The 17,475-nt window shown below is 35.6% G+C and carries 16 protein-coding genes; 13 read left to right on the top strand and 3 right to left on the bottom strand.

Translation table 11 applies throughout. The annotated features are described in order from the left end of the window. The first annotated feature begins 48 nt into the window (after positions 1–48). Positions 49–1,182: a hypothetical protein gene (locus tag G3567_RS08500; protein WP_164004903.1), complete on the top strand. Its 1,134-nt coding sequence runs from the start codon at positions 49–51 to the stop codon at positions 1,180–1,182. Further along, positions 1,179–2,822, top strand: a complete 1,644-nt coding sequence (locus G3567_RS08505; RefSeq protein ID WP_164004904.1) for an amidohydrolase — start codon at positions 1,179–1,181, stop codon at positions 2,820–2,822. The genes G3567_RS08500 and G3567_RS08505 overlap by 4 nt, the downstream gene beginning before the upstream one ends. On the opposite strand, the gene G3567_RS08510 is transcribed toward G3567_RS08505, so the two are convergent. Next, the gene (locus G3567_RS08510; protein WP_164004905.1) at positions 2,815–3,522 is read right to left on the bottom strand and encodes a class I SAM-dependent methyltransferase; all 708 of its coding nucleotides are present in this window, start codon (positions 3,520–3,522) and stop codon (positions 2,815–2,817) included. The two genes, G3567_RS08505 and G3567_RS08510, sit on opposite strands and share 8 nt — an antisense overlap. A gap of 23 nt (positions 3,523–3,545) precedes the next feature. Between G3567_RS08510 and G3567_RS08515 the strand changes: the two genes are divergently transcribed. After that, on the top strand, positions 3,546–4,040 hold the full coding sequence (locus G3567_RS08515) for a YkgJ family cysteine cluster protein (RefSeq protein ID WP_164004906.1): 495 nt from the start codon (positions 3,546–3,548) through the stop codon (positions 4,038–4,040). Here the strand turns inward: G3567_RS08515 and G3567_RS08520 are convergent. Next, entirely contained in the window at positions 4,030–5,409 is a 1,380-nt protein-coding gene (locus G3567_RS08520) for a pyridoxal phosphate-dependent decarboxylase family protein (RefSeq protein WP_164004907.1), read from the bottom strand. The two genes, G3567_RS08515 and G3567_RS08520, sit on opposite strands and share 11 nt — an antisense overlap. A 71-nt stretch (positions 5,410–5,480) precedes the next feature. On the opposite strand from G3567_RS08520, the gene G3567_RS08525 reads away from it, so the two are divergent. Genes G3567_RS08525 through G3567_RS08545 form a run of 5 tightly spaced genes read left to right on the top strand, consistent with a single transcriptional unit; the run spans position 5,481 to position 9,522 of the window. After that, the gene (locus G3567_RS08525; protein ID WP_164004908.1) at positions 5,481–6,017 is read left to right on the top strand and encodes a cysteine dioxygenase; all 537 of its coding nucleotides are present in this window, start codon (positions 5,481–5,483) and stop codon (positions 6,015–6,017) included. Positions 6,018–6,027: 10 nt separating this feature from the next. Further along, positions 6,028–6,861, top strand: coding sequence for a 1,4-dihydroxy-2-naphthoyl-CoA synthase (locus G3567_RS08530; RefSeq protein WP_235923529.1), 834 nt, complete (start codon positions 6,028–6,030; stop codon positions 6,859–6,861). Between the two features lie 40 nt (positions 6,862–6,901). Next, positions 6,902–7,483 carry an SPOR domain-containing protein gene (locus tag G3567_RS08535; RefSeq protein ID WP_164004909.1) on the top strand — a complete coding sequence of 194 codons (582 nt, stop codon included), beginning with the start codon at positions 6,902–6,904 and terminating at the stop codon, positions 7,481–7,483. A gap of 1 nt (position 7,484) precedes the next feature. After that, complete coding sequence (locus G3567_RS08540; protein WP_164004910.1) at positions 7,485–8,006, top strand: PH domain-containing protein; 522 nt, start codon at positions 7,485–7,487, stop codon at positions 8,004–8,006. Then, positions 7,993–9,522 (top strand): PH domain-containing protein, encoded by a 1,530-nt coding sequence (locus G3567_RS08545; RefSeq protein ID WP_164004911.1) that lies wholly within the window; start codon positions 7,993–7,995, stop codon positions 9,520–9,522. The genes G3567_RS08540 and G3567_RS08545 overlap by 14 nt, the downstream gene beginning before the upstream one ends. A gap of 10 nt (positions 9,523–9,532) precedes the next feature. On the opposite strand, the gene G3567_RS08550 is transcribed toward G3567_RS08545, so the two are convergent. After that, complete coding sequence (locus tag G3567_RS08550; RefSeq protein ID WP_164004912.1) at positions 9,533–10,009, bottom strand: PAS domain-containing protein; 477 nt, start codon at positions 10,007–10,009, stop codon at positions 9,533–9,535. Between the two features lie 514 nt (positions 10,010–10,523). Here G3567_RS08550 and G3567_RS08555 point away from each other — a divergent pair. The 5 genes from G3567_RS08555 (at position 10,524) to G3567_RS08575 (ending at position 17,040) form a co-directional block, all read left to right on the top strand. Then, on the top strand, positions 10,524–11,816 hold the full coding sequence (locus G3567_RS08555; RefSeq protein WP_164004913.1) for a site-specific integrase: 1,293 nt from the start codon (positions 10,524–10,526) through the stop codon (positions 11,814–11,816). Between the two features lie 641 nt (positions 11,817–12,457). Continuing rightward, positions 12,458–13,930: a UvrD-helicase domain-containing protein gene (locus tag G3567_RS08560; RefSeq protein ID WP_164004914.1), complete on the top strand. Its 1,473-nt coding sequence runs from the start codon at positions 12,458–12,460 to the stop codon at positions 13,928–13,930. Positions 13,931–13,955: 25 nt separating this feature from the next. Next, on the top strand, positions 13,956–14,639 hold the full coding sequence (locus G3567_RS08565; RefSeq protein ID WP_164004915.1) for a DarT ssDNA thymidine ADP-ribosyltransferase family protein: 684 nt from the start codon (positions 13,956–13,958) through the stop codon (positions 14,637–14,639). Beyond that, entirely contained in the window at positions 14,636–16,177 is a 1,542-nt protein-coding gene (locus G3567_RS08570) for an ADP-ribosylglycohydrolase family protein (RefSeq protein ID WP_164004916.1), read from the top strand. The genes G3567_RS08565 and G3567_RS08570 overlap by 4 nt, the downstream gene beginning before the upstream one ends. A gap of 266 nt (positions 16,178–16,443) precedes the next feature. Further along, complete coding sequence (locus G3567_RS08575) at positions 16,444–17,040, top strand: hypothetical protein (protein ID WP_164004917.1); 597 nt, start codon at positions 16,444–16,446, stop codon at positions 17,038–17,040. Positions 17,041–17,475: the final 435 nt, after the last annotated feature.

Consider the following 17,475-nt stretch of genomic DNA (forward strand, 5'->3'; position numbering starts at 1 on the left):
TTATTTAAGTAGATTTGTGATTTCTAACTTCTGAAACACCATAATTAAATGGCCGATAAATTCAAGCGTCACGATCGAGATCGCCCTTATTTAAATGTTCTCGATTTTCTCTCAGAGGAAAAGACATTTTTGACCATAGTTGTCGTTGGTCTTATTATCGCAGCTACATCTACAACAAACGCCAATCTCGCCATGTGGGTTGGCTTCTTTTTTGCTGCGTATGCCGCTGTCGCCAACGACAGTATTCAATCCTTAGGTACATTTATCGAAAGTAATAAAGCCAAAAAATGGTGGATATTATGGCTCTTTATCGGAGGTATATTTTTGATAACTGTTGCCTTTAGTTACATCTATTTTGACGGCGATGTCACATACCAGAGACTGACCAATCCGGATGGATCAACAGATTATCCCCACCCCGATAAATTCACCTTTTTCCAGGTCATAGCTCCACTGGTCTTACTGATACTGACCAGGTTGAAAATGCCTGTTTCTACAACTTTTCTTCTGCTTAGTGTTTTTAGTGCCAACACCTCAGGGATAACCTCGGTTATTCTTAAAAGCTGGTCCGGTTACCTCCTGGCTTTTGTGGTATCCTTTTTCATTTGGTATTTGTCTTACAATACCATCAGAAAATACTTTAAGAGCCGAAAACACAGTAACTACTGGGTACCTCTGCAGTGGGCCGTGAGTGGTGCGCTCTGGGCAACCTGGGTGATGCAGGACGGTGCCAATATTGCCGTGTACCTGCCGAGAGAGCAAAACCTGCTTCAGTTTTCAATATTTGCCCTGACCATTTTCTTCGGCTTAGGCCTGTTGTTTTATCTCAGAGGAGATAAAATTCAAGGTGTTGTGAGTGAGAAAACCAGGGTTTCGGATATTCGTGCTGCAACACTTATCGATTTATCCTACGTCATTTTACTGATTTATAAACTTTTTATTTCAACGGTTCCCATGAGTACCACCTGGGTGTTTTTAGGAATTATCGGAGGGCGTGAAATTGCCATAAGTATATCCCGAAAGAAAAGAGGAAACAAACACAAAAAAAGAGCGACGCGTATGATTGCAAAAGATTTTCTGTATGCCATGATAGGTCTTTTGGTTTCCATAGTTCTTGCTGCCAGTGGTAATGCTGCCATCCGCAAAGAAATTTTCCAATCCTTTACAAATTTATTCACATGAAATATCTAGTTGTTGTTCCTGTTTTAATTTTGAATTTTATTTTTCTGAGTTGTAATCCGCAGGAACAGGTGGATTTATTGGTCACCAATGCGAAGGCTTATACTGTAGATGAAGACTTTTCCATTGCGGAAGCTTTTGCTGTGACCGACGGAAAGATCATTGAAGTGGGAACCACTGCAGAACTGATGAGTAAATACTCAGCAGCTGAAGTTATCAATGCTGAAGGTAAAACCATTTTACCGGGTCTTATCGATGCTCACGCCCATCTTTATAATTTGGGCTTAAAATTGGCCAGAGTAGACCTTGATGCGACTGTAAGCTATGAAGATGTTATTAACCGAATTCAGGTCTTTCAAAAGAAATATCCGGAAACTAAATATATCATAGGGAGAGGCTGGGATCAAAACGACTGGGATATCCAGGAATTCCCTACAAAAGACACCCTGGATTTATTATTTCCAGATATCCCTGTCGCCTTAACCCGGATTGACGGTCATGCGATGATTGTGAATCAGGCGGCTCTAGATAAGGCAGGAATTGATGAATCGACTGAAATCTTTGGCGGAGAAATTCAGAAAAAAGAGGGAAAACTCACTGGAATCCTGATCGATAACCCCATGTCAGTGATTAAAGCCACTTTTCCGGAAGTGGATAAGGAGGCTCAGACCCGTGCTTTAAAATCTGCTGAAGACATAGCCATTTCACTTGGTTTGACAAGCCTTGTCGATGCGGGATTAAATGCTGATGTCATTCATCTGATTAATGACTTACATGAGCAGAATGAGCTCAAACTGCGGATTTATGCGATGTTGAGTAATACAGAAGAAAATATAAGCGAATTTTTGGACTCAGGTATTTTAAAAACCGATCGTTTGAATGTAAGGTCTATTAAGGTCTATGCGGATGGTGCCCTGGGGTCCAGAGGTGCCGTTTTGAAAGAACCCTATTCAGATTTGGATCATCATTTTGGAAGTATGATTATAGATCTTGACGATTTTCAAAAGCTTGCTAAACGCATCCATGGTTCTGAATTTCAAATGAATACACACGCCATAGGAGACTCTGCAAACTATGTAGTCTTAAAAACCTATGAGGAGTTGTTGAAGAAGGATTCGGATAAACGCTGGCGTGTTGAACATGCTCAGGTCATGGACGAATCTGATTTTAAATATTTCGATGGAGAGAACATAATACCATCTGTACAGCCAACGCATGCCACAAGCGATATGTACTGGGCTGAGGACCGGTTGGGAGCAGAGAGAATAGGAGGTGCTTATGCTTATAAAACTTTACTGGAGTATGCAGGCAAAGTAGCCTTGGGAACAGATTTTCCTATTGAAAACGTGAATCCATTTCTGACGTTTTATGCCGCCGTTGCAAGGAAAGACCTTAAGGGCTATCCTGAAGGTGGTTTTAATGCGGATGAAAAACTAAGCCGGGAACAAACCTTAAAAGGCATGACCATCTGGGCTGCCTATGCCAATTTTGAAGAAAACGAAAAAGGCAGCCTGGAGGCAGGTAAATTTGCAGATTTCATTATCGTCGATAAAAACCCCATGGAGATTGAAGAAAGCGAAATTCCAGATATAAAAGTGCTTTCTACTTTTATTGATGGAGAACAGGTTTTTGAACTTAACTAAGCCCTAGTTTGGCCAGGAAACTATAGTGTTCATCTTCGTAGATGAGCTCGCACTGAAAGCCTTCTTTCTGTGCTTCAGTTTTCAGCAAAGCAAAATCAAGGTATAGCCAGGGAAATGAATCCGATACCTGCTTTTTATAGCTGGTTTTGAACTTCATTTCACCATAATAAGCATCCTCTTCCAAAATCTCGTCTTCGTAAAGAAAAATCAGGTCTGAAGAATCCAGTAATACTTGACTATCAGGCTTCATCAGCGCTTTTAATTTCTGAAAGAAAACAGGTAAATTCTTTAGCGTTTGCGCAATGCCAATGCCATTCATCAAGAGTAGAATCGTATCAAATTTTTGCTGATTAAGCTCAAAGAAATCCATTTGCAGAGCTTCTTCGAGTCCTCTTTTTCGACAGGTCTGAATGCATTTTTCAGAAATATCGATGGGCAAAATCTCGTGGCCTTTAGCTTTCAGTTCTAAACTATGACTTCCCGCACAGCATCCCACATCCAAAACCCTTCCCCGGCATAAATCAAGAGCCAGTTGCTCCAGTTCAGGCATGTCTTTATAGGTTCTGAACAGATAGTCAACAGGGATTTCATCGTCGTAAAAATCTGCATGGTGAACGCTGATGGGCGTTCGATCTTTTTTAAAAAAGTAGTTTTCCACGGCAAGACCAAATATATCTTTGGAAGATGGCTTAAGATTCAAATTGTAGATTTTATATTTGTAAAATGGATGAATTTCTGAACGGCTTACCCAGTCTCGCCAAAGATAAACATAAAACACACAAGGATTTTTTCAAACGTTTAAAAAAGCGCCCTCCAAAGCACCTGGATCAGACCATGCAAAGTCTGCATGATGAAACCTTTGAGGAAGTGGATTGCTTAACTTGTGCCAATTGCTGTAAAACAACCGGACCCCTGTTTACCAATAAAGATATTGAGCGTTTATCTAAACATTTCAGAATGAAAGCCTCAGCATTCATCTCTACTTACCTCAGGATTGATGAAGATAAGGATTATGTGCTGCAGAGTGTGCCCTGTCCGTTTTTGGGTTCAGATAATTACTGTTCAGTTTATCAGGTAAGACCCAAAGCCTGTGCGGAGTTCCCGCATACCAACCGAAAAAAGTTTCAGCAGATTTCCAACCTTACTTTAAAAAATGTTGAAATTTGTCCGGCAGCTTTTAAAGTAGTCGAAAAAATGATGGAACGCCTTAAGTTGTGATCAGTTCCAGTGCTTTGTCTTCCACGTAAGCTTCCATGATCTTAAAGAAGTTCAGAATGTCTTCTTCCTGGTTATTGCTGTTTATGGCCACCAGTCTCACAAAGGTTTGTCCCTGAAATTCACCATAACCCACCATCAGCTTTCCGTCCTCGTACAACGAATTGCACAAATCCTTAGGGTCTATTTTTTTGTAATTGAAGCAAACGGAGATGGAGTCCTCGTAGGAATACAGCTCGTAGTCCGGATGGTTTTGAATATAATCCCGAGCGGTTTCTGCCAGCTTAAATTGCTGGTCAACCATTCTTTCCAGACCAGTGGTTCCAATAGATTTCCACAAGGTCCAGAATTTGAGGGCATCATTTCTTCTGCCGCACTGCAGGGAGGTTTTGCCTAAATTGTAGTCATCATCATCGGTTTGATAGAGATAATCGGCTTCACAGGCAAAACTATGCTTAAGATTGTGCTTTTCTTTGGTTATCAAGATGGAACAGCTCAGCGGTACATTCAGCATCTTATGGGCATTGAAGCAAAAGGAATCTGCTTTTTCCACACCCTCTATGAGATGCTTATAGGTATCGCTAAACATCACCGCACCGCAATAGGCCCCATCCACATGAAGCCACAGGTCTTTGTATTTCTTAGTGACCTCTTGTATGGCGTTGATATCATCAAATGCACCCAGCACGGTTGTTCCGGCTGTCGCATTGACGAAAAAGGGATTCAGTCCCGCTTTGATATCTTTTTCAAGTTGTTCCTCAAGCGCTTCAGGAAGCATTTTTCCGTAAGCATCGGTTTCAATTTGTCGTATTTGTTCAATTCCAATACCGCCAAACATCGCGTTTTTTGTAATTGAATAGTGGGAAGCTTCTGAAGTATAAATCAGCATTTTTTCTGAAACTCCTTCAAATTTTATATCTCGGTTGTAGGCATCTCTTGCCATTAACATGGCCATAAAATTACTCATGGATCCCCCCGGAGGAAAGGTGCCATCGGCATTTTTGCCAAAATTGAGCAGTTCACAAACCTTATTGATGATGACTTTCTCAATACCAACCTGGGGTCCGCCAACCTTGTAGGTATACATACTGGTATTGAGCATAACCGCCAGTAACTCGCCTAAAGTTCCTTTGGGGTTTCTTCCGCCAAATAACTGATTGAAGAATAACTTGGTAGAGGTTCTGGGTGTGCTTAAGACCACGTCTTCCAGCAGGTTTTCAAGAGGTTCCCGGTCCAGACCCTGGCTATCGAGTTCAAGGTTTAAAGTATCCAGAAGCCTGTCTGCCTCTATGGGCTTTACGACGCCCTCTTGTTTCTCGTGATGTAAAAGTTTTTGTGAAAGTTTCTGAAATAGTTCAAGCTCTGCTTGCATAAGCCTTATTTGAAATTTATATTTACTATCTATCAAATAGATTTGTATTTTGATAAAAATAATTAAAAAGCATGGACTCTTCAGAAAACATCACATCTTTAAGCAAACTTTTAGAAGTTTTAGAAACTTCTGAAGGTCAGGACTACTATACTCTTGCAAAACGATTAGCAATTCCACACCAGGAATTGCTTCCCTATGCATTCTGGTCTGAGGATACCTACACCAGAAATTGTGTGCTTAGAACCGAGGATTATGAGCTTTTACTCTTATGCTGGGAAGAAGGCCAGGAGACTGCGATACATTGCCATAACGGTGAAGAGTGCTGGGTTTACCTGGCTAAAGGTAAATTACGAGAGAAGCGCTACATCGAAAAAAACGGTGAATTAGAATTAACCGCTGATGTTAAGATGACAGAAGACCGGCTTTCTTACATGAGTGATGATCTGGGCTATCATTCCCTGCATAACCTGAACGAAGGCCGGTCTATGAGCCTGCATCTTTATGTGGGGCCTATTGACGAATGTTCGATTTATAAGGAAGAAAAGGATAAATTTGTCTTTAAGGAACTGGAATACCATTCTGAGAATAAAAAAATATGTTCAAACTAAATATATACACATGAACTGGAAAACGGTTAAAGACTATACAGATATTACTTACAAAAAGAGCAATGGGGTTGCCAGAATTGCGTTCAACAGGCCTGAAGTCAGAAATGCCTTTCGCCCTAAAACGGTCAGCGAACTTTTTGAAGCTTTCCTGGATGCCAGGGAAGACCCCAGTATAGGCGTGGTTTTATTTTCAGGAGAAGGTCCTTCTCCAAAAGATGGAAAATATGCGTTCTGTAGCGGAGGAGATCAGAATGCCAGAGGGCATCAGGGGTATGTCGATGAGGACGGCACGCCCAGATTGAACATACTTGAAGTTCAAAGACTGATTCGATTTATGCCTAAAGTAGTGATTGCCGTCATTCCCGGCTGGGCTGTAGGAGGAGGACATTCTTTGCACGTGGTTTGTGACCTTAGCCTTGCCAGTCAGGAACACGCTGTATTCAAACAGACCGATGCCGATGTGACCAGTTTCGACGGGGGCTACGGTTCTGCTTATTTAGCAAAAATGGTAGGGCAAAAGAAAGCAAGGGAAATCTTCTTTTTGGGAAGAAACTATTCTGCACAGGAGGCTTTTGATATGGGAATGGTCAATGCCGTTATACCTCATGATGAACTGGAATCTACAGCCTATGACTGGGCTCAGGAAATTTTGGAAAAATCTCCGACCTCAATCAAAATGCTCAAATTCGCCTTTAATGCCACAGATGATGGTATGGTGGGTCAGCAGGTTTTTGCAGGCGAAGCTACCCGTCTGGCGTATATGACAGAAGAAGCCAAAGAAGGAAGAAATGCCTTTTTGGAAAAAAGAAAACCAAACTTTAAAAATATCAAATGGATTTCTTAAATTAGGATGTTCATAACTGATAATCACTAATTTTAAAGCCATGCCAATTCTAACCGAACAAGAGCTTCAGGAGATTGAGAACCAAAAAAATGAAGCAATAGCAAGACTGAAAGAAAAAGAACAGGAACTTCTTAAGGTTTATAAGGAAAAAAGAAACCTGAAAGGCGAGCGAAGAGGCCTGGTCTTTTCCACACTGCTTTTTGGCTTGTTATTTTTGGCAATGATTTATGCGGTTATGTTTCAACCTGCGCTTTTTGGGCTTAAGGAAGGGAATCCCATAGCAGAAGACGAAGTGGTTGTAAAAGAATCTACGCTGAACGACTATCAGGCTAAAATTTCAGAACTGGAAGCCCAGGCTTCTCAGGCTGCTTCCACCGAAAAATTAGAGGAGTTTTATGCCGTTCAGCTGGGTGCATTTAAAACATTCAATGTCAATCTTTCATCAGGTCAGTATAACTTGCTCAACAAGGCAGAGTATAAGGATTTTGATTTGTATACCATGGGAGTTTTTGAAACCAAAGCTGAAGCAGAAGAGCTTAGAAAAGTTTTAAGCCGACTTAATTTTAAAGATGCATTTGTTGGTTTATACAGAAATGGCGAACGCGTAAAAGCTTTTTATTGATATGAATTTTGAAAACTTAGGCATTCATACCTCAGACCTGCCTGATTTTAAATCCGTTGATTTAGAAGCTGTAGAAAAAAGGTATAAAAAGCTTCTGTGGCTGAATGAGTCAGTCGTTTTTCTAGTCTTATTTGCAATTCCGGTAGTGGGGTTGTTTTTTGATCGAATCCCCATGTGGATTCCTGTCACTGCCTTAATAGTTTTAGGTGTTATTTTTATTCTGAGGACTATCGAGATCGAAAAAGGTTTTCCTGTCAGAAAATTTGGAGTGAGGCAACATGACATGATTTACCAGTCCGGATTTTTTCACTTTACTGAAACCGTAGTTCCCTACAACAGAATACAGCATGTTGAAATAAAACAAGGTCCGCTTTCAAGATTATTTTCCCTGTATACCTTAAGACTGTATACCGCAGGGGCCTCTTCCGGCGACCTGATTATTGACGGACTTGACCAATCAACTGCTCAAAAACTGAAGGCTAAGGTTCTGGACAAAACAACGGTAGTGGATGGCAAAAATTGATTTTTCAAAACCACGGTTACAGTCCTTTAATGGTATTTTCCTCATATTTATAACCGATCTCGCCAAAAGGATAAAGCAAAACATCTACATTTTAGCCATCCCTTTTCTTCAAAATAATTTGTTTAAAGATTACGGCACTTATATTTATATCGGTCTGGCTTTGCTGGTTATTCTTCAGTTTGTGTTTTCTTACTTATCCTATAAGAAGTTTAAATTTTCAATTCAGGAAGATGCCTTTCATCTGGACAGCGGGGTGATTAAACTGAGTCACATTGAAATTCCTTTTGAAAGAATTCAGAACATCAATCTTCAGCAGAATGTGCTTCAGCAACTCCTGAATGTCGTTGGCTTTGAAATTGAAACGGCAGGCGAGGGCACTGCAGAAATCAAAATAAAGGCGCTGGATAAAGAGTTTGCCACCTCGCTTAAAACAAAGCTGATTGAAGAAAAAAACAAACTCACCGATGAAGACGTGAGTCTTGCTGAAGACGAGGAGTCCGACGAAATCAAGGACCAGACCGACACTGAAGAAGAAGATCTTTTATTTGCATTGAATTTCAAAACCCTGATTAAAGTTGGAATCAGCTCAAATTTATTCAAAGGCGTAGGATTGTTGCTTGCTTTTCTAGCGTATTTGTACAATTTCATCATGGATTTTCTTACGGCAGTCTTTGATCTAAACCTGGAAGAAGATTTTAAAAACAGAATCCCCGAAACCCTTTCATTTCTATCTGCTATCCTTATAGCTGTCATTATTTTAGGCTTTTTGATAACCGTCCTGTCCACCGTTTTAAAGTATTATAACCTAAAAATCTTTAAAAATCAGCAAAACTTCGAAGTTGAATACGGGCTTTTTAAGCGGGTAAATAAAGTCATTAAGAAAACCAAAACTCAGATTTTTGAAATCAGGACCAATCCCATTAAGAAGTTGTTTAAAATTCGAAGTGTATTCGTGAGTCAGGCCGCCTCAAAACAACTAACTGAAAAACAAAAAATTGGATTGGTTGGTTTGTCAAAAGAAAACCTCAGGGTTTTATTTAAGTCTTTATTCCAGCTCGAACTGAATGACTTGGTCTATGAATTGTCCCGGTCTCAGGGAAGACTGTTCTTCAGGTATTTTTACAAGAATCTGATTCTGATGGTCATACTCACGGCAGTGGCTTATTTTTTCTACCTGAATTGGCTAAGCATTACGGGTTTAGTTATCGTATTCCTAGGATTAACAGGGATAGCTTACTTAAAGGTCAAAAAAAGCAGTATTGGGGTTAACGCTGACTTGATTTCCATTCGCAAAGGATCTATCGATACCCGATTTGATATCATCGAAATTCATAAGCTGCATTCGGTTAGACTAAGCCGAAACATTTTCCAGCAGTATAATGGGCATGCTGACCTGGTAGTGGAGACCGCTGCGGGAACGGTGAATGTGGAATATCTAAAATACGATGAAGCTGTAGAGCTGTTGAATTACCTGCTCTACAAAATTGAATCTACCACCGATAAAAGCTGGATTTAAGTGGAACGTGTTAGTTTAAGCTAATTTCGTTTTCCAATGCCAAATAGTGTTCGACTTTTTGATTGGCATTTAAAATGGGAAAGATTTTAATTTCGCAGATATATTCTCTACCGTCTTTTCGGTAATTTACCATGGATTCCTCACAATATGCGTTTTTTGAAAGGTGTTCTCTGATGTTCTGCAAAGCCTTTTGAGAGGTTTTCTCTCCCTGTAAAAATTTAGGGCTTTTATTCTTAACAAAATTGAGACTGTATCCGGTCATATCTTTAAAACCTTCATTCACCCAAATTATTTTCTGGTTCTTATCTGTAATGACCAAAGCCTTATACTCATTTTTAAAGAGGGTTTCTTCAATCTGGAAATCCCAATTGTACTTGGAATGGAATTTATCTAGAAATTTGAATTCCTGTTTTTTTCTCAAAGATTTTAAGAAATTATATATGTATACGGAGTATATATCCCAGGATAATAATGGTCCTCGTTTCATAACTTGATTTTAAGTGATTGGTAATCAATCTGCAAAATTAATTTTTATTGTGCTTTCCTCGGCTTATATAATAGTTATAGTAAACATAAAAAACAGCTATGTATTCGTAGAGGTAAGGGGTGGTTTGCTGATGAGTGTAAGCGAGACAGGACTGTATATCCTGAGTGCGTTTTCTGCTGGAAATACAAAACCATGGCTATCGCCATTTTGGTCTTTATAGTTTACGCTGCGTATACAAAAGCTATGCTTTTGAAACTTGTGTAAAACAAAAAAACCACATTCCTTAGAATGTGGTTTTGTGCTTGTCGTGATCGCGACAGGATTCCCTAAAAATTATTTCTTTTTATCTTTACATTAGCAAAAGTTAAGCTAAAACCCTTTATATTAAGGCTTTTTAAGGTGTTTGTTAAATTAACTCAACTAAAAGTTTACTTGCGAATTATTTAAAATATACCTTTGGGCTACACGTGGGCTACACGTAAAATTCAAATTTTAAGTATTTTAATTTATTTCTATGGCATCAGTTTCTTATAAAATTCGTGAACGAAAAGATGGTTCAGCAAGTATTTATTTACACTTCAATTATGGAAAGAAAAAAGTGGTTAGATACAAAATGAAGATTTCTATCAGCAATATTAAAAACTGGAATAAATCTAATCAAAGGATTAAGGTTAATAATGATGACCGAGAAGCTGTCAATAAGAATAAAGATTTAGATGAATTTAAACAATACGCTGAAGAACTAATTTACCAATACGAGCAAAACGAAATTGAATTGGACTCAGAACGCATAAAATTTGATTTGAGTTTATTTGGGAAAGTTTCAAAACGCAAGAAGGATAAAGATAAATCGACTAGTTTTTTGAAATTCTATAAATGGTACGTAAAATATTATTTAATTCATGTCAAGCCTGGCATGTCTCAATCTTATTCTAAAGAGTCAATGAAGCCTATCAAAACGACAATTGCTAAAATTGAACAGTATGAATCTATTTATGGGCCTTTGGAGTTTGATGATATTGATTTACTTTTTCATGAGCAGTTTATCAATATGCTTTTGGATGACGGGTACTCACCAAATTACATTGGTAACCATATCAAAAACATAAAAACAATTATGAATAATGCTTTTGAGAGAAAGTATCATAAAAGCTTAGATTATAAGACTCGATCTTTTACTCAGCCCAAAGGAGAAAGTGATCACATCTATTTAACACATGAGGAGATCGAAAAAATCAAAAATGTAGATTTATCTAAACAACGTAATTCTGATTTTTTAAATCGAGTAAGAAATTTGTTTTTAATAAGCTGCTATTCAGGTTTGAGGGTTTCAGATTTATTAAATCTAACAGCAGATAATATTAAAACTAGAAAAAATGATAGTGGAGATGAGGAAGAATATTTTGAGTTAAAAATGATTAAAACTCAATCTAGAATAGTGATACCTATAGGTTCAAAAATTTCGAATGTATTGTCTAAATATGATAATCGAATTCCACCTAAAGTATCAAGTCAAAAAATAAATAAAAAAATAAAGGACATAGCAGAACTTGCCGAAGTAAACGATATCGTTAAAATAAAAAGTAAAAAGGGGAGGGAAGAAGTTATAGAAAGAAAACCTAAGCATGATTTGATCACTATACATACTGGACGAAGAAGTTTCTGTACAAATGCTTACCTAGATAATGTTCCTGTATTGGCAATCATGCAAGCAACAGGTCATAAATCAGAAAAAACCTTCCTTAAATATATTAAAGCGTCGTCAAAAGATCATCTGAATCAGTTGTCTAAGACTGGAATTTTTTAGTCAGTTATACTTAAATGAATTAACGGTTTTCTCGTGTACTAATTTTAGGCTTTTCAGAAGCCTAATGATAACTGATGTAAACTTATATACTATATTTCAATGGCTATCAATGGCTTTCAATGATAAATCAATTGCTTTTGAATGAACCGTTTCTAAATCAATGTTAGAGGGTTTATTTTTGGTTGTATTATGGTTGATGATTAATGTATTTGCTTTAATTATCAATTTATTAGAATTTAAATTAGTATTCTTTATAAATAAATCAACGACTAAAAAATGAATTTTAATTATGTCTAGGGCTTTACAAATTTCTGCTAATCAAATTAGGCGGGGGTGACATTATATCAAATATTAATTAAGGCGACCTTGCAACCTAAATTTTACTAAAAGGACATATCATGTCTTTTTAATAAATTTTTTTTTTGAAAAAAAAGCTATGTGAATACTAAGATTACCTTTTTTAAAAGATTAATTTTTTTGTCAGAATATCTTAAATATCTCATGCTTAATAGTATACATAATCCTTATTAGATATTCTGATAATATAATTTGATTGGACTGGCTTTTTAATACTATTTTTCTAAATATATAAAAAAGTTAAGTATTATTTTTTTATTTAAATTAGACAAAATCTTGTTGAAATGCTTAAAAAAATTACTCTAGTAGGTGAACAGAAAAATGTATTATTCTTACCAGCTACTAATCCTATTCAAATAAAAGGAGTTGCAGGAAGTGGAAAAACTACTGTAGCACTTTATCGAGCTAAACATCTTCTGGAAACTCAAGCTAATCTTTTCAAGGAAACTAAAATTGTGATTTTTACATATAATAAAACACTTGCTGCATATATAAAAGCCATTAAACCTTACATCAATGGAGGATATCAGAAAGATTCTAACGAAATTAAACCTAAAACAGCAGATGGATTAAACGTTGATATAATTAACTTCCATAGCTGGGCTTATCACTTTGCTGGAATAAAATATAATCAAACAATAATGCATTGGACGCAAATAAAATTTATTGATGACATTATTAGTAAAATGACTTCTGATAAATCAAATATTTTAAGCAAAAAAGCAGAGTTTTTTCAGGAAGAAATTTCTTGGGTTAAAGGGAAGCTTTTCAAAAACAAACAAGAATATCTCGAAGCAGCGAGAAAAGGAAGAGGGACTTCTGATCGTGTAACAAAAACTGATAAAGAAGTGATTTGGGAAGTTTATGAAAAATATAATCAAGTACTAAAAAATAAAGGACAAATTGATTTTGATGATTATGCTATTTTGGCCTTAAATAAAATAAAAAATGATCCGAATTTTATTCCTCCATTTAGTCATATAATAATTGACGAAGCACAAGACCTGAATAAAGCTCAAATCCTTACAATTTCAAGCTTAGTTGATAAAGAAACAAACAGTTTGTCGATTATAGCTGATGCAGCTCAGAGAATTTATAAGAGTGGATTTAACTGGAAGGAAGTTGGGTTGGAAGTAAGAGGGAGAAGGACCATAGCATTTAAAAAGAATTATAGAAATACAATTCAAATAGCTGAAGCTGCTATGTCTTTACTTAATCATGAAGAAGATAATGAAGATTTCACAGAATTGGAATATTCAGTAAGAGAAGGTGAGAAACCAAAGGTGGGATATTTTTCAAATTTTAATGAACAACTCAATTGTCTTAAAGAAAGGATTTCATTACTCAGGAATAACGATAAAAGTAAGAGTACAGTTGTACTTCATAGGTCAACAAATGGTGTAAAGCAGATAAAACACTTTTTGGATACAAATGGTTTTTCAACTGAATTAGTCAAATCTAATACACCAATTAATTACGATAGTGAAAGTATTAAAGTCTGCACAATGTCGTCAATTAAAGGCCTTGAGTTTAATAATGTTTTTATTCTTGATATAAATGATGATGTTATTCCTTTTCCTAAAGGGTTTATCGAAGCAGATGATGAATACCATATTTCTACAGAACGTAGATTACTTTATACTTGTATGACAAGAGCAAGAAATAATTTATTCCTATTTTCAAGTGATAGAGTAAATCCGTCAAGATATTTAGTTGAAATTGATTCTAGTTTATTAAATAATATCAGTCAAAATTGATGACCATATATTTAAGAGTTAAAAAATGAATTTAAAGTCTAACTATAAAGATTTTCAAAATGAAATAAGCAAAAGAGGAATAGAGTATTTGGTTCATTTTACACCTACAAGGAACTTATTCAGTATTCTAGATAATAATAAACTAATGAGTAGAGCCAAGCTAGAGAATCTGGACATTAAGCAATTCGATATTTTAGATTATGTGCAATTTACAGATGGTGTAAGATATGATGATAAAAGGTTTATTAATTTATCTCTTTCAAGTGTCAATACGTTTTTGTTTTCACGTTTTAGACAAAAAACTAAGGATGATTTCACTATTACTTGGTGTGTTTTAAAGATAGACCCAAAACATATTTTTGAAGAAGATACTCTTTTCTCAGTAACTAACGCAGCATCAAATGCTTCAAAAAATCAATATAGGATTACAGGAGATTTAGATAAATTTAAGATGCTTTTTAATGAACAACTTAGAATAAACTCATTTAATAGTGTTCGAACAATTTCGAGAGATTCAATACTTCCAAAATACCCTACAGATGTTCAAGCAGAAATATTAGTAAAAAATGAAATACCTTCAGATAGTATAATGTCTGTCTGTTTTGAATCAAAAGAAGAATTAGCTGAAGCTAAAGCTGCAATGTATTCTTTTGATACTAGTAAATTTTTAATTGATGAAGAGATATTTTCACCAGATCGTTCAAAATGAGAGCAGATACAAAATATAAAGGAAGCATAAAACTCGCAGCCATAGGAGATGCTTTAGGCTGGATGACTGAGTTTGAAAAAAACAAAATGTCATTAAAGAAAAAGTTTGGAACTGATTATATCAATTCATTTCATGATTGGGAAAAGAATGTTGGAGGAAGATTTTATGGATATGTAGATAAACTTAATTCAGGTTCATATTCTGATGACACTCAATTATTACTTTCTGTAGCTCGCTCAATTAAAAGAGATGGTTTTGTAGACCAAGAATATTTTGCAAAAAAAGAGTTGCCTGAATGGTTGCTTTATTCAAGAGGTGCGGGCAGAACCATTAAAAATGCAGCAAGAAAAATTGAAAGAAAATCCGCAAATTGGAACAATAATTTTTTTAAGTTCAAGGTAGGGAAGGCAACTGTCGATTATAGAGAAAGTGGAGCAAATGGCGCAGCAATGAGAGTTTTGCCAATCGCTTTAGCCAATTTTGGTGAACAAGACAAAATTCAAGAAGAGATATTTGGAAATAGTATAATAACTCACGGACATCCAAGAGCAATATTAGGAGCTATGTTGTATGGGTACTCTATTGATACTATACTTAGATTCAGTCCAGAAAACTTTAATTACACAAATTTTCTAACCGAATTAGGAAAAGATATTCATCAAAAATTTAATACTGACTTTTTAGAAAAATCAAGATTTAAAAATTGGGAAAGTGAATGGAATAGAAATTCAAAAGAACCATTTAGAAACCTTTTCAAATCCATAGTAAATGAAACACAAGACTATTTACGTGTTGTTTATAAATTAATAAATAATAATGCAACGGACTTTGAAGTGTTAACAAAACTAGGTTGTTATAAAAATGAGACAAAAGGTTCAGGCACTTCTACAGTAATTGCAGGTATCTATTTGACATGTAAATATTTTAATGAACCATTAAAGGGAATAGAGCAAGCTGTAAACTCTATTGGTACAGATACAGATAGTATAGCAGCATTTACTGGCGGTTTAATTGGTGGATTACATGGTCAATCAATTATTCCTACTAAATGGAAAAGCGTTCAAGACATTGATTACCTAGATGCAATTTCAATTCGCTTACTTGAAATTTCTGAAAGTAGAGCTGATTTTAAAAATCCAGGAACAGTAAAAAAAGATAAGTATAAATCAATTTCAGAGATTGAAAGTGATAGACTTCAAAATGACGAAAAGGTTTATCTTGAAACCTTGGGACTAGGAACAGTTAAAGAAATTGAAAGACAAAAAACTTTGACAAAAGGAAAATACAGTCTGATTTTAGATGTTCAGTTTGAAATTGGGCAGTTTTGCCGATTTTCGAAATTATTAAGTATAGAGAAAGAAGGTAAAACCGACTTATTTACTGAAAGTATAGAAAATGATGTGAATTTATTAAATGAAATTAATCTGGATTACGATTCAAAAGAACGAATCGAAAAGTTTATGGAATCATTGAATGACAAGGAAAGAAAAGAATTTAAAGAAATTATAATGCTAATTGAAAAAAAAGCTAAACGCTAAAAGTCATACACATTTGGAATTCTCACCAGCCAAGCCTAAAGTCAAAAATTGCAAAAGAGTATGTTTTGCTATCACACATTTTCAACATGACACAAGCCTTTCTGTATAACTAAGTATAAGCTTACCCAAACTGAACTATTTAAAATCTGACTAAAAATACTAAGCTATATAAATGTCATTTTATTACGAGTTATTCCATTTGGTTAATGAATAATAACGAGATATAATCTTAATTCTTAAAATCACTAAAAGAGCAAATTCTTTATATGGAAACTTCTAGAAAAGCTATGAATGAATTTCTCCGACTGGGAGTAGATAGGCTATATAACATAGCGATGATAGAGTGGTGGTTGCTTAAGCATAGTGACCTATATAAGAAATTGGCTATAGATCATAGATTTATAGTAGATGAAAGATTTAGTAGCACGTATTTAAGAACTGAAGTTGATAAGTATCCAAATAATGTTCGCTTTTTAGAAGTGTATGACTGCTTAGACAAAATATCAAAATATCAGAGGCGTGAGAGCTTTTTTAAAAATGAGCTAGAGATCTACTATAAAATACAGCATAATTTAACTGAGTTGAATTTGTGGATGAAAAAGCATTTCAAAATGTGGGATAAATCTTATGTTTTATTTGTAGTAGAAAATCTTTATTATGGGGAATTAGGATTGAACGAAAATCATATAAAACAAACCATTCACTTGCCAGAAACAAAATTTTATAAATTCTTCATTGATAAATCTGATTTTGAAAATACGATTGAATTTTTGTTCATTTTCGAAGATCATTTTTATTTTAATAATTTGATTGAGAACAAATTTGTAGAAGGAAAACAAGATGATATCTATACAAACAATTAAAGCGTAAAAAAAATCATCAGATTAAATGCAGTAGTCCTGCAACAATATTGCAACGACATTGCAATGGTGTTGAAACATATTGATATTTAACGTTGCAAAAGCTACAACGGTGTTGCAACGGCATTGCAACAGCTCTGCAACGGCTCTTCAACATAATTCAACGGTTCCTTGAAAAGATTCCAACGGTTCCGCAACAACATTGCAACTAAATAGCAACTGTGTTGCAACGGTTCTTCAATAGCTAAGTAATACGATTGCAAAAATTTCAAATTCACTGTTGCGAAATCTGCAACGGCATTGCAACAAACCTGCAACAAGATTGCAACGGTGTTGCAACAATTTTTAATTTACAGTTGCAAAATTATCAATGGCTCAATTAACGGTCCTTATGTATAGCCGCTGTTAAGGCTTAATAGCACTAAAGACTCGCCTAGA

This window comes from Psychroflexus aurantiacus, assembly GCF_010820555.1.
GTDB classification, from domain to species: Bacteria; Bacteroidota; Bacteroidia; order Flavobacteriales; family Flavobacteriaceae; genus Psychroflexus; species Psychroflexus aurantiacus.